This is a genomic window from Nitratireductor sp. PBL-C9 (genome assembly GCF_050877045.1).
GTDB lineage: Bacteria > Pseudomonadota > Alphaproteobacteria > Rhizobiales > Rhizobiaceae > Nitratireductor > Nitratireductor aquimarinus.
On sequence record NZ_JBPAXW010000004.1, the window covers coordinates 174,039 to 186,743 of the forward strand.

Genomic DNA, 12,705 nt, shown 5'->3' on the forward strand with positions numbered 1-12,705 from the left:
AGACGTTACACCGCCCGCTGCACAGGAAAACGGGCGCGCGGTTTTGAACAATTTCACGCTATTTGCGGCAAACGCGATTGTCGTTCTGGTCATGGCTTCGGTGTTCTTCATCGCCGGTCGGGCGCGGCGCGAGCCCTATTGGGACACCTGGGGCGTCGCCAATCTCGTGATCTGTCTCGCGCTTCTTTGCTATATGGCCGGCGCCCATCTGCCCGACGCGCTGCGCGGCGCACTGCCCAACGGGCTTCTCGTGCTGGGCATCAGCCTGCGCTGGCGCGCCGCGCGCCAGTTTGAAAACAGGCACGCCCCGCTGGCGCTCTTCTTCCTGCCGCTTGCGCTCTTCCTTGTCTTGAGCGCGGCACCGCTTGCCGCAGGCTCCTACCCAGCCTTCCATCTGGTCACGAACGTCATTCAGACAGCCATCGCACTGGCTTGCGCCTATGAGTTCTGGCGCGACAACGATGACAAAAGCCTGTCGCGCAAGGGGCTGATCCTCGCCTACGGCATTCTCGCAGCCACATTCATCATCCGCTTCGCACAGGCGTTGCTCGTCGGCGATGGGTTCGTGCGCCAGATGTCCCTCGACACGATCCTGACCATCCAGCTTTACGTCGCCCTCTTCCACTTTCTGGCTTCAAGCGCCTTTGCGCTTACCCTTGCCTATGAACGCGATGCGCAGAAGCTGCATCACCTCGCTTCGCATGACGGCCTGACCGGCCTCCTGAACCGCCGCGCCTTTGAAGCCGAGGCCCGCAGCTTTCTGGAGCGCAATCCCGAGCAGCCCTTCGCGCTTGCGATCTTCGACCTCGACCATTTCAAGCAGATCAACGACCAGCACGGCCATGCCACGGGTGACCGAACTCTTGAGGCCTGCGCAGAGGCGTTTCGTGAAACCTTCGAGCAGTCTGCGATCATCGCGCGCTGGGGTGGCGAGGAGTTTGTCGCCCTCCTGCCCGACCTCTCACCCGTGGAGGCCGCACTCGCCGTCGACAGGCTCCGCGCCAACGTGGCAGCCATAGCGGTGCCCACCCAAAACGGCGTCATGCACCCATCCCTGAGCGCCGGTCTTTGCTACAGCAACGCGAAGCGCACGCGCGATCTGGAAACGCTTCTCTCCGTCGCCGACAGCGGCCTTTACGCCGCCAAGAAGCGTGGCCGCAACCGGGTCGAACAGGTGGCCGTCACGGCCGCCTGACCCGCTGAACGGGGATAGATCCCGCGCATCATCCCCGCACATCCCATAAAGACCGGTCATCGCTTCCCGTTTCGGGGCGCGATTTCTCCCCTCCCGTTCAAACAGGCTTATCCTTCTCCCTGCCCATCTCGTGGGAAAGCAGGTCGCGACGGTGATCTCGCGGAGATGGGACGGTGCCCGGGCCGGTCGCATAACGTGTGTGGTCGCTGCTAGCGGGCGGCTGGTCCGGCGAAGGACCGCATTCAGACGCGGTCTGGTGCGATGGCCCGCCCCAGGGCGAAGCCTGAGCACCCGGTTCCAGGGCGATCCCTGTCGGAAGTTGTCAAGAGCCGGGCGGGTGGCTGAAGGGTCGCACGTTTTACAATAAAGATGAGCGTCGCTTCAGCCGCCCGTCTTCCCATACTCCAGCAAGAACCCGGCGCAGGCGCGGGAGCGTTTCCGCACGCCTGCACTCCACCTGGAAACTGGCAACCGGCAAAGGTTCTAGCTGCTGATATGCGCCCTTGGCATTCCATACATCAACTGCTCGAACCCCTGCCGCGTCACATGCACCAGCGTGCGATGATCGCCGCCCTCGAAATAGACGTCGTCATCGGCATCGAGCGCTTCATCAATCATGCATGCGATGCGGTATGGCGCACCAAACACGGGAACCGCACCCTCATCGCAATCGGGAAACAGCGCCGCCGTTTCCTCCTCGCTTGCGAGCACGACCTTCTCACCCAGAATGTCGGCCACCTTGCCGAGATCGACCTGCCTGGAGGCCGGCACCACGGCCAGCAGATAGCTGTCATCCCATTTGAGCACCACGCCCTTGGCCATTTCGCGACCCGGAATGTGGCTCACCCGCGCCGTCATGGCAGAGCTTGCCGTGCGGTTGTGTCTGGCCACGTCATAGGGCACGTGGCTGTCTTCCAGAAATTCATGCATCGTCATGGCGATACCCATGGTCCCGTTCCTTTCCTGCCTTCGGGCCGGCAGCGGATGCAGACATGGATTGCGCATCGGCCCTGCCCGGTTTCTGACCCATCGGTCAGCCGGCGCGTCGGGCGCGGTTCTGGATATGCGGACAAGGGCGGCGTCATACCGCCGCTTGCGAAAGCCAGCGCCGCGCCAAACCGTCGTCCGGTCGCCTGCTGGTCTCTCATGCTTCAAGAATACACCCGTCATGCCCGTTGGAAAAGCGCCATGGCCCGGCACACCGCTTTTCGGGCGCGCGCAACCTTACGCTGCGTCACTGTGGGAAAAATGCCTCACCCCGCAATCAGAATGGCCAGTCCCATTACGATTCACGCGACATTCGGGCACGATCGCCGGGATTTGCCACAATTTATCAAGAACCGGGTGGCAAGTGCCCCGCAACGCCTCCGCGCAGCCGCGCCTTCGGGGCGAAAGACATCAAAAACCGACCGGTATTTTACACTTAAGGAGAGTTTCCTTGTTCCACACCACTGTTGCACGCGCAGCCAATCGCGGCGCGCGGGTGTTCCTGCTGTTGCTTCTGCCCGCCTTCGCGGCGGCATGCACCACCACCGGCAGCGGGCCCGGCACCTCTGCAAACGCCCCATGGCCAATGCTCTCCTATTATCAGGACATGTATGGCGAGATCGAAGACAACGGCATCGTCATCCCTGCGGTGGACGTGACCAAGATCGACCGCCAGTATCTGCGCCAGATGGTCGACTACCCGACCAGCGAGCCCGTGGGCACGATTGTCATCGATCCCGGCAACCGCTTCCTCTACCTGGTCATGGAAAACGGCAAGGCCATGCGCTACGGCATCGGCGTTGCCAAGGCCGGCCTCGAATACGAAGGCGATGGCGTGATCGGCCGCAAGGCCGAATGGCCGAACTGGGCCCCCACCCTCGCCATGATCGAGCGCGAGCCGGAGCGCTATCGTCCGCTGGCAGCCGGCATGCTGGGCGGCCTCACCAACCCGCTCGGTTCGCGTGCGCTCTACCTCTACAAGGATGGCAAGGACACGCTCTACCGCATCCACGGCACCACCGAGCCGTGGTCCATCGGCAAGTCGGTTTCCTCGGGCTGTATCCGCCTGCTGAACCACGACATCATGGATCTCTACAAGCGCGTTCCACGCGGCGCCCGCATGGTTGTGCTGGGCGCAGGCCAGCCGCAGCCCGGCACGGTCTGAACCTTACGGCGCGACAGATAGACAAAAACCCCTGCCATGTTGCCACACGGCAGGGGTTTTTCGTTGTTTCACATCAACTGCGGCAACACCGCAACCGACATTATCTAAAGCAATTCCAGGAAAAGTGGAAACCGGTTTTCCGTCCGGAATTGTGCAAAATCAGTACATTAGAGCGTTTTCGCGATTCAACGAAAAGCGGAAACGCTCTAGGGGCTGGGATTGCCGATTTTCTGATGCAGATCATCAACGGCAGTCTGCATTTCCTCGGTCCAGCGCACATCGAGCGCATCAAGCGCCTCTTCGAGCTGCTCCATCTTGGTCGCGCCGATGATGTTCGACGTCATGAAGGGGCGCGAATTGACGAAGGCATGCGCAAAAGCGGCCGGCGTCAATCCGAAGGCGCGCGCCATGGTGTTGTAAGCCTTGACCGCATCCTGTGCGCCAAGCTTCTCATAGCGTTTGAGACGGTCAAACAGCGCTTTGCGCGACCCTTCCGGCAGCGCGCCATCGTCGTATTTCCCGGTCAGATAGCCCTGCGCCAGCGGCGAATAGGCAAGCAGGCCCACTTCTTCGCGCTGGCAGGTTTCGGCAAGGTTCACCTCATAGGTGCGGTTGACCAGGCTGTAGGCGTTCTGGAGCGAAACCACACGCGGACCAACGCCCTTGTCGGCTTCGGCGACGTAGCGCATCACGCCCCAGGAGCTTTCGTTCGACAGACCGAAATGGCGGATTTTGCCAGCCTTCACCAGATCGTCGAACACGGCCAGCGTCTCTGCAATCGGCGTCTCGTCGGCCAACGGCTCGTTCAACGCGGTCACCCGTGTGGGGTTGGAACCGAAAGGGTTTTCCCGGTCCGGCCAGTGGATCTGATAGAGGTCGATATAGTCCGTCTGAAGCCGCGCAAGCGACTTGTCGATGGCGTCCATGATATCGGCGCGAACGAGCTTCGACGGACGGTCGCCGCGAAACCATTCATTGTCGGTGCGGCCGATCACCTTGGAGGCGATGATGAGCTGATCGCGGTTGCCGCGCTCTTTCATCCATGTGCCCACATAGCGCTCGGTGCGCCCCTGCGTCTCGGCTTTGGGCGGGATGGGATAGAGTTCCGCCATGTCGAGGAAATTCACACCACGCTCGACGGCGCGGTCCATCTGTTCGTGGCCTTCTGCCTCGGTGTTCTGTTCGCCAAAGGTCATCGTGCCCAGGCAAATCTGCGAAACAAGGAGGTCGCTGCGTCCAAGACGGCGCTTTTCCATCAAAAGTCTCCGGATGCTGAAATCTGGCGCGAACGCGCCAATGCCGGCATCATAAGGCCGTTCAGTGGGCGCGCAAGCATCCGCGCGCAAAGCAGGACGCATTCGCGCCGCTATCAACGCAATCACGTCACAATACAGTGCAAAACAATTGCTCATCCGGAATGTCGGCTAGAGTATAGAGTCGACAACACGTTCAAATTCGAGGTTTCCATGTCCTTTCAACGCCGTTCGGTTCTTCTTGGCCTTGCTCTTCTGTCCACCACGATCTGGAGCGCACCGTCCTTCGCACAGGAGGAGAGCATGCTGAAAATCACCGGTGAGCTGACCTATTTCGCGCGGATCGCGCTGCCGGAAGACGCCCTCGCCATCGTCGAGCTGCGCGAGGCTGACGCAGACGCTTCGCAGTCGGTCGCAGCGGAGACGCGCATTGCAACGGAAGGTCGGCAGGTGCCGATCCCCTTCGCGCTTTCGGTCGACCGGGAAACGCTCGACAAGGACGGAACCTATCAGCTGCGCGGCGGCATTCTTGATGGCCTCCAGCCCGGCTGGATCTCCGAGCCCGTCACCATCGACATTGCCCAGACCGAGATCGATCTGGGCACGCTGATCATGAAGCCCTACGAGGCCCCGGCCCCGTTCGGCGTTGTCGGCATGGACAAGATCACGGGCACCGAATGGGTGGTCGAAGACATTGATGGCGGCGGCATCATCGACAGTTCAAATGTCACGGTGACCTTCGGCGAAGATGGCCGGGTCGCCGGCAACGCCTCGTGCAATCGCTACACGGCCGGATGGGAAGAAGACAATGGCAGGCTGACCATCAGCCAGGCCGCGTCGACCCGCATGGCCTGCGCGGAAGCGCTGATGAATCAGGAACAGAAATTCCTGGAGATTCTCGCAGACGTCACCTTCTTCACCATGACGCCTGAGGGCGCACTCGTCCTCCAGACTGTCGACGGGCGCACGCTCAAGGCCTTCCCGGCCGGCTGATTTCCGATGCCCAGTGCGCTCAGGTGAAGGCGTCGGGCATCGATTCCTTGCGCCGGGCGATGAAGTCCAGAAGCCCCTCCTCGATGCCCGCATCGAGCGGGGGCGCTTCATAGGCTTCCAGCCAGCTGCGGGCGAGCTGGTTCGCCCGCTGATGCGCCGCCCTCTCGCCTTCCGCCGCCCACTGTTCATAGGAATTGTTGTCGGCGATGGAAGAGCGGTAGAAAGCGGTCTGGAAATTGGCCTGGGTATGGGCGCATCCAAGATAATGGCTGCCCGGCCCCACTTCGCGAATGGCGTCCATGGCCTGCCCGTTTTCAGAAACATCCAGCGGTTCGCAAAAGCGCTGCTGCATGCCCAGCTGGTCGATGTCCATCATGAATTTCTCATAGGACGACACCAGCCCGCCCTCCAGCCAGCCAGCAGCGTGGAGCACGAAATTGGTGCCCGACATAACGGTCGAGTTCAGCGTGTTCGCGCTCTCATAGGCGGCCTGCGCGTCGGGGATCTTGGATCCCGTCAGCGAACCGCCGGTGCGGAACGGCAATCCCAGCCGGCGGGCGAGCTGTGCTGCGCCGTAGGAGACCAGCGAGGGCTCCGGCGTGCCAAAGGTCGGCGCGCCCGACTGCATGGAAATGGACGAGGCGAAGGTGCCGAACAGAACCGGTGCGCCGGGGCGCACCAGCTGCGTGAAGGCTGCGCCGGCCATGACCTCGGCCAGAACCTGCGTCAGCGTGCCGATCACGGTTACCGGGCTCATGGCGCCGGCCAGAATGAAGGGCGTGACGATGCAGGCCTGATTGGCCCGCGCATAAACCTTGGCCGCGCCCAGCATGGTCTCGTCAAACACCATGGGCGAATTGGCGTTGATCAGGTTGATCACCACCGCATTCTCATCGACGAACTTCTCGCCGAACAGGATGCGGGCCATCGACACCGTGTCCTCGGCGCGATCCGGCGCTGTTACCGAGCCCATAAAGGGCTTGTCGGAGTAGCGCATATGCGCAAACACCATGTCGAGATGCCGCTTGTTGACCGGCACATCGACCGGCTCGCAGACAGTGCCGCCCGAATGGTGAATGGACGGCGCCATATAGGCGAGCTTCACGAAATTGCGGAAATCCTCGATCGTCGCATAACGGCGCGCGCCATCGAGATCGCGCACGAAGGGCGGGCCATAGACCGGCGCGAATACGGTGGTGTTGCCGCCAATCTCGACCGAGCGCTCGGGATTGCGTGCATGCTGGGTGAAGGTGGAAGGCGCGGTTTTCAGGAGCGCGCGGCAGAGCCCTTTTGGGAAATGCACCCGGTCGCCCTGCACATCCGCACCTGCCTCCTTCCACATGGAGAGCGCCTCGGGATCGTCGCGAAACTCGATGCCAATCTCTTCGAGAACCGTATCGGCATTGGCCTCGATCAAGGCCAGCGCTTCTTCGTCCAGAACCTCGAAGGGCCTGAGCGTGCGGCGAATATAGGTCAGCTGCGGCCCGGGCCCTGCACCGGCTCTCGCCGCCCTGCGGGCCGCCGCACCACCGCGCTCGCCACGCCCTGCCCGTCCACGACGTGGCCGATCCTGTGCTTCGTCGTCTCCAGCCATCACCGTCATCCCACAAGCTCCCTGTCAGGGGTCCTCAAGCAATCGTGCTAATACAAGCCTAGCGTTTGCAGCATGGACTTCCATTCCGCAAGCGGCACGCGGTGTCGCAACTGGTCTGCCGGTCGCAGGGCATGGCTTGTGGAAGTCAGGGCGCATCATCTTTGCCCGGCATCGGTCCAGCCCCCGCTTTCCGACCAGTCTGCCCGGTCTGCGGGCTGGTGACCGATCATCCGCGGATCAAGCCCCTGTTCCAGAAGCTTGACCTCAAGCTGCAACCGCCGCAGTTCGAGTTGATAGAGCCGGTCGCAATTGAGTCGCTTCGGCCGTTCGCCCAGGGGAATGACCAACCGGCCATAAGCCGACAGCGATTTGTCGGGCGAGTTCAGGGAATCGCTGATGACGCCCGTATCGAAATAGCTTCCGCCACTGGATATCGATGAGTGACACGTCGTGCCGTCGGCCGCGCGAACTTCGTCATATCCATTGGGTGAGACGACCCCCGGCAGGGCGAAACCACTGTGGTTCTGCCTGACGGCATAGACCTGATCGCCCGCTCTGGCCCCACCCGCAAGAGAGACCATGCAGACGGCCAAACCGATCACAGCCGGTGTGCAATGAACTTTCCGCATATCTGTGCCTTCATACCAAGATGAGCTTCGGGAAACGGGATGCTTTCCGTGCATATCCGCACGCGACGTTCGCGCTCGCCTTCGAAATTGACCACAACAACAACCGGACGCGACTGTTTTGCTCCGAGCGTAAAAGTCTGAGGCGTCACGCGTGCTTTCACGGGCCGGAATTCGGCATCGTAAACGCGCACGGCGACGTCGATCCGGTGGCTGTAAGGGTTTTGCGGATAAACGCGGACGGCAAAGCTGTCCGTATAGCTACGGACCACACCGCGCATGGGAGACATGGACTGCGAAAACGCAGGTGGCGTCGATGCGGCGAGAGCGGCACCGAACATCATGACAAACCGGAGCATGGCCGTGCCTACTCGCAAACGACCGTGACAAAGGTTTCGTATTTTCCCTTGTGAAAGATCGACTTCTGAGAGACGGCGCGCAGGTTTACAACGACATTTGTCACGCCCATTTCCAGCGGGGTCTTCGTCGCCCCTGAAACACTGGAAGTCGTTGTTCCACCGCTGGTTTTGTAGCTGGAAGTGAATGTCGCAGACGCATCACCAGCGGGCGCGGTGGTGAAGTTCTTCGGGTTGCGCAGATTGACCTTGAAACCAGACGAGGTGGTGTAAATGGCGGCAACACCGGCGCGACCGCCAGACGCTGCAGAATCGAGCGCATAGAAGCCATCGCGCGCCAGTTTGCCTGGGGTCTGAAACTCCACGCTGCATGTATCATCGATCACTGCATTGAACGGAATGTTGGCCTCCAATGCAGAGGCAGAAGTTGAATAGGATAATAATAATAAAGAAAATAAATATTTCACTTTAAACCCCATTTGAAAAATAAATATAAAATTCCTCAAACCATAGGGATCGTCAAATGAAATAAAGGAACATTGCATATCTGCTTTAAAGTAGGCAGGCGCTTTTCAGCGCCTGCCCTTGTTGGTCCAGGAGGCGTCGCTCGCCCAACTGCCCGATGAACGGGAACTCATGCGCGGGTCCAGTCCCTGCCGCATGAGCTGAACCTCAAGCTCCAGCCGCTCGATCTCCAGCTGATAAAGCCGGTCGCAGTTAAGGCGCGTTGGTCGTTCTCCCAAGGGCACAACGAGACGGCCATAGGCCGACACGTTGTCGTTGGCCCCGCCAATGACGCCGGAGTCGAGATACGCGCCGGAACCGGACATGGAAGCGCGACAGGTGGTGCCGTCTGCGGCACGCACTTCGTCAAACCCGTTCGGCATTGTGACACCCGGCAGGGTCACGCCTGTCTGGTTCTGATTGATGATGTACTGATCCTCTGCATGGCTGGCGGCCGCACCAGCCAGCAGGAAACACAGGGCCACGCTCAATTGGCGCGGTAAGCGATGAAGCGTCCACATATCTGGGCTCTAATCCTCGTTTTCTGATCGGGAAAGGGAATGCTCTCCGTGCAAATCCGCACGCGTCTGGTTCTGCTCTCGCCGAAATCGACGGAGACCAGAACAGGACGCGACACATCGCTCCCCAGCATCATTTTCGAGGGTACGACCTTCGCCGCAATCGGTCGGAAATCCTCGTCATAGACCCGCACCGCCACCTCAATGCGATGGCGGTACGGATTGTGCGGGCGAACCCGCACGGCGAAGCTGTCGGAGAAGCTTCTGATCTCCCCGCGCATCGGTGTCATGGATTGTGCTGCGGCAGGCGTGACCGTCGCCAGAACGACGATCGCCGCGACAAACTTCGCCATCATGGCTGCCTCCTACTCGCAGGTGATCGTGACGTCGGCGATGTAGGTGCCGACGGCAAAGATCCCCGTGGACTTCGTCGCCGTGAGGTCGACGCTAGCCATCGTGAGGCCCGTTGAAAGTGGGGTCAAAGTTGGACCAGGAATATCCGTCACGCTGGTCGCGCCCGTCGTCGTATACTTGGATGCAAAAGTTACATGAGCATTGCCGGTCGGCGGCGCCGAGGAAAATGCGGTCGGCGCCGTGGTCGACAAGGAGTATCCCGCGCCCGTCGCCAGAACGGATGCGCGACCGGCTATGCCGCCGCTCAAATCGGAACTCAAGACGGTAAAATCACCGCTGATACCCAGGGTTCCCGGAGAATCCACCGTAATGACACAGGTGGAATTGACCTCTCCACGGAACGGGATAACGCCACTGGCGGCAAAGGCGATGGATGGTGAAGCAAGCACCGTGAGAACGGCACCCGCCACAAGGGACATACGCATATGCGACTCCTACTTGATACGCGTGGGCCGCCCCTTGAAGAAACACTACCATGGGAAGCATTTTAGAGAAGAAGAATGTAATCTAAAGTTGCATTTATTCCTGATCATGGTTAACAGTTTTATCGCTTTCCGAACCCGCGAACGCGCGCCATCCGAAGCGGGGGAAAGATACCAGCCGCCCCTCCCCCGTCGCTTTCCCTGCGCTGCAGGTCGCAAATCAGCCATGGGAACCGGCAGATCGCGCCCTATTCTCCTTTGAGACGCATGTTTGCGAGCAATCCGGAGCGCGGAACGGGAAGCCCTGCCCGCGCAATGTGAGCAGCGGGAGCCAGAGAATGTCCGACGACGAGATCATCCTGTCCGAGCTTGCGGACGACGAACTCGTGCAGCAGATGCATGACGACCTCTATGACGGGCTCAGGGAGGAGATCGAGGAAGGCACGCGCATTCTTCTGGACCGGGGCTGGAAGCCCTATGAGGTTCTGACCGAGGCGCTGGTCGAAGGCATGCGGATCGTCGGCGAGGATTTCCGCGACGGCATTCTGTTCGTTCCCGAAGTGCTTTTGTCAGCCAACGCCATGAAAGCTGGCATGGCGATCCTGAGGCCCCTTCTGGCCGAAACCGGCGCACCCAAACAGGGCAAGATGGTGATCGGCACCGTGAAGGGCGACATTCACGACATCGGCAAGAACCTCGTCAGCATGATGATGGAGGGCGCGGGCTTCGACGTGATCGACATCGGCATCAACAACCCGGTCGAGAACTATCTGGCGGCAATCGAAGAGCACCAGCCCGACATTGTCGGCATGTCGGCGCTGCTGACGACGACCATGCCCTATATGAAGGTCGTGATCGACACGATGAAGGAAAAGGGCATCCGCGACAATTACATCGTTCTGGTGGGCGGAGCGCCGCTCAACGAGGAATTTGGCCAGGCCGTGGGCGCGGACGCCTATTGCCGCGATGCGGCGGTGACGGTGGAAACCGCCAAGGAACTGATCAGGCGCAAGCACAATCTGACGGCCGGCGCCTGACCTTCTTCAAGGCCGGGCGGTGCCCGAAATGTCAGTTGGCGGCGCGCACGACATTGCGACCGGCATTCTGGGTCGCATCGACCGCATTCGCCGTATCCTGACCGACGCCGCGGATCGTGTTGGCGCAGCCGGCTGCAGAGCCTGCGACCAGAACGAGGATCGCCAGACGGGAAAGAGTGGAAAGTTTCATGGTTTATCTCCCTCACGGATAGACCGCCCGAACAGACTGGGCCGCCACGATGAATGAACGCGCAAAACCGGAAAAAGTTCTCAGCCCCGCGAAAGTTCCCGTCCCGGAGCGCGTCCTCGTCATCGCTTGCGGGATGATTGCGCGCGAAATCCTTGCGGTGCGCGACCGCTACGGCTTCGACCATCTGGAACTCACCTGCCTGCCGGCGGAATTTCACTACCGCCCCGAGCGCATCGCGCCTGCCATGGACAAAGCCATCCGGGAGGCGCGTGCGCAGGGCTATCGCCACATTTTCGCGGGCTATGCCGATTGCGGCACGGGCGGCGGGCTCGACCGGGTTTGCGAAAAGCATGGGGTGGAGCGCATAGAAGGCCCGCACTGCTTCGCCTTCTACCAGGGGCTTTCCCGCTTCGAAGCCGTTGCCGAGGCGGACATGCTCTCCTTCTACATGACGGATTTTCTCTGCCGCCAGTTCGACGCGTTTTTCATGAAGCCGATGGGGCTCGACCGGCACCCGGAGCTCATTCAGGACTTTTTCGGCAATTATCAAAAGCTTGTCTATCTGGCGCAAACGGAAGATCCTGCGCTTGAGGCCGTGGCGCAGAAGGCGGCGCTCCTGCTTGGCCTCGCCTATGAAAAGCGGCAAACCGGGTATGGCGACCTGCCGGCAGCCCTTGCGGGGGCGCTGCAAAAGCACTGACGCTTCGGAAACCGCCATGAAATGGTTACATTGGCGGTGCTTTGCTGACCTGCGTTCCGGAGAAACTCATGCACCGTCTCATCACCATTTCACTGGCGCTCGGCCTCATGGCCGGCGCGGCCAATGCCCAGTCGCTGGTTCAGGAAAAACTCGACATGGAGCGGGCCGGTTTTGAGAAAGACACGGTCGTACAGAAGATCACCTATCGCGATGCGGCGCGGCTTGATGCCTATGAGCGGATGCGCGGCGAGGCTTTCAAACAGGCCAGAGCCGGCGGCGCGGCAGAAGACATCGCGCTACTCGACGAGATAGACGGGCGGCAGAAGCGCTCCTTTCAGGGGCTCGACCTCTCCGGCGCGTGGCAATGCCGCACCATCAAGACCGGGGGGCTTGCGCCACTCATCGTCTATGGCTGGTTCGGGTGCGAGGTCAGCGATGACGGATCGGGCTGGTTCTTTGAAAAGCTGACCGGATCGCAGCTGACAGACGGCCATTTTTTCGACGATGGCGATTCGCGCATGATCTATCTCGGCGTCTTTTCGGTGAGCGGCGACCAACCGCCCGCCTATGGCGCAGGGCGCGACACCGATCAGGTGGGCTATGTTTTCCGCGACGGCGAAGCGCAATGGCGCATTGAATTTCCAGCGCCGGAGCGAGAATCCATCCTCGACATCATGGAAATTCGACGGGCGCAATAACATATCGGATGGGGGCGGAAGCTTGCAGCCATTGTCATGAAGGCTTAACGGCA

The 12,705-nt window shown here is 60.8% G+C and carries 16 protein-coding genes; 6 read left to right on the forward strand and 10 right to left on the reverse strand.

The features are described from left to right. Positions 1 to 43: 43 nt before the first annotated feature. A complete protein-coding gene (locus tag ACRTG1_RS10750; RefSeq protein WP_432516258.1) occupies positions 44 to 1,195 on the forward strand; it encodes a GGDEF domain-containing protein in 1,152 nt (383 codons plus the stop codon). 483 nt (positions 1,196 to 1,678) lie between these two features. On the opposite strand, the gene ACRTG1_RS10755 is transcribed toward ACRTG1_RS10750, so the two are convergent. Next, positions 1,679 to 2,143, reverse strand: a complete 465-nt coding sequence (locus ACRTG1_RS10755; protein WP_113155545.1) for an aminoacyl-tRNA deacylase — start codon at positions 2,141 to 2,143, stop codon at positions 1,679 to 1,681. A 490-nt stretch (positions 2,144 to 2,633) separates the two neighbouring features. Here ACRTG1_RS10755 and ACRTG1_RS10760 point away from each other — a divergent pair, with 490 nt between their 5' ends. Next, positions 2,634 to 3,347: a L,D-transpeptidase gene (locus ACRTG1_RS10760; RefSeq protein WP_236042258.1), complete on the forward strand. Its 714-nt coding sequence runs from the start codon at positions 2,634 to 2,636 to the stop codon at positions 3,345 to 3,347. 206 nt (positions 3,348 to 3,553) lie between these two features. On the opposite strand, the gene ACRTG1_RS10765 is transcribed toward ACRTG1_RS10760, so the two are convergent. Then, positions 3,554 to 4,603, reverse strand: coding sequence for an aldo/keto reductase (locus ACRTG1_RS10765; protein ID WP_113155546.1), 1,050 nt, complete (start codon positions 4,601 to 4,603; stop codon positions 3,554 to 3,556). 210 nt (positions 4,604 to 4,813) lie between these two features. On the opposite strand from ACRTG1_RS10765, the gene ACRTG1_RS10770 reads away from it, so the two are divergent. Beyond that, complete coding sequence (locus ACRTG1_RS10770) at positions 4,814 to 5,593, forward strand: META domain-containing protein (protein ID WP_297559825.1); 780 nt, start codon at positions 4,814 to 4,816, stop codon at positions 5,591 to 5,593. Between the two features lie 19 nt (positions 5,594 to 5,612). On the opposite strand, the gene ACRTG1_RS10775 is transcribed toward ACRTG1_RS10770, so the two are convergent. The 7 genes from ACRTG1_RS10775 to ACRTG1_RS10805 form a co-directional block, all read right to left on the reverse strand. Further along, positions 5,613 to 7,187, reverse strand: a complete 1,575-nt coding sequence (locus tag ACRTG1_RS10775; protein WP_299935130.1) for a trimethylamine methyltransferase family protein — start codon at positions 7,185 to 7,187, stop codon at positions 5,613 to 5,615. A 155-nt stretch (positions 7,188 to 7,342) separates the two neighbouring features. Continuing rightward, positions 7,343 to 7,768: a hypothetical protein gene (locus ACRTG1_RS10780; protein WP_432516259.1), complete on the reverse strand. Its 426-nt coding sequence runs from the start codon at positions 7,766 to 7,768 to the stop codon at positions 7,343 to 7,345. Positions 7,769 to 7,785: 17 nt separating this feature from the next. Then, a complete protein-coding gene (locus tag ACRTG1_RS10785; protein WP_206543820.1) occupies positions 7,786 to 8,172 on the reverse strand; it encodes a hypothetical protein in 387 nt (128 codons plus the stop codon). An 8-nt stretch (positions 8,173 to 8,180) separates the two neighbouring features. Next, positions 8,181 to 8,636 carry a hypothetical protein gene (locus ACRTG1_RS10790; protein WP_297560081.1) on the reverse strand — a complete coding sequence of 152 codons (456 nt, stop codon included), beginning with the start codon at positions 8,634 to 8,636 and terminating at the stop codon, positions 8,181 to 8,183. A 105-nt stretch (positions 8,637 to 8,741) separates the two neighbouring features. Continuing rightward, positions 8,742 to 9,194 carry a hypothetical protein gene (locus tag ACRTG1_RS10795; protein ID WP_222474228.1) on the reverse strand — a complete coding sequence of 151 codons (453 nt, stop codon included), beginning with the start codon at positions 9,192 to 9,194 and terminating at the stop codon, positions 8,742 to 8,744. Further along, entirely contained in the window at positions 9,161 to 9,547 is a 387-nt protein-coding gene (locus tag ACRTG1_RS10800) for a hypothetical protein (RefSeq protein WP_206543821.1), read from the reverse strand. The genes ACRTG1_RS10795 and ACRTG1_RS10800 overlap by 34 nt, the downstream gene beginning before the upstream one ends. Positions 9,548 to 9,556: 9 nt before the next feature. Beyond that, positions 9,557 to 10,030 carry a hypothetical protein gene (locus ACRTG1_RS10805; RefSeq protein WP_224873591.1) on the reverse strand — a complete coding sequence of 158 codons (474 nt, stop codon included), beginning with the start codon at positions 10,028 to 10,030 and terminating at the stop codon, positions 9,557 to 9,559. 335 nt (positions 10,031 to 10,365) lie between these two features. On the opposite strand from ACRTG1_RS10805, the gene ACRTG1_RS10810 reads away from it, so the two are divergent. Then, entirely contained in the window at positions 10,366 to 11,064 is a 699-nt protein-coding gene (locus tag ACRTG1_RS10810; RefSeq protein ID WP_113155551.1) for a corrinoid protein, read from the forward strand. A 31-nt stretch (positions 11,065 to 11,095) separates the two neighbouring features. On the opposite strand, the gene ACRTG1_RS10815 is transcribed toward ACRTG1_RS10810, so the two are convergent. Then, positions 11,096 to 11,254: an entericidin A/B family lipoprotein gene (locus ACRTG1_RS10815; protein WP_113155552.1), complete on the reverse strand. Its 159-nt coding sequence runs from the start codon at positions 11,252 to 11,254 to the stop codon at positions 11,096 to 11,098. A 49-nt stretch (positions 11,255 to 11,303) separates the two neighbouring features. Here ACRTG1_RS10815 and ACRTG1_RS10820 point away from each other — a divergent pair, with 49 nt between their 5' ends. Together ACRTG1_RS10820 and ACRTG1_RS10825 are read left to right on the forward strand one after the other, a co-directional pair. Continuing rightward, on the forward strand, positions 11,304 to 11,954 hold the full coding sequence (locus tag ACRTG1_RS10820) for a DUF1638 domain-containing protein (RefSeq protein WP_317087838.1): 651 nt from the start codon (positions 11,304 to 11,306) through the stop codon (positions 11,952 to 11,954). Between the two features lie 68 nt (positions 11,955 to 12,022). After that, positions 12,023 to 12,652 carry a DUF4893 domain-containing protein gene (locus ACRTG1_RS10825; RefSeq protein ID WP_206994234.1) on the forward strand — a complete coding sequence of 210 codons (630 nt, stop codon included), beginning with the start codon at positions 12,023 to 12,025 and terminating at the stop codon, positions 12,650 to 12,652. Positions 12,653 to 12,705: the final 53 nt, after the last annotated feature.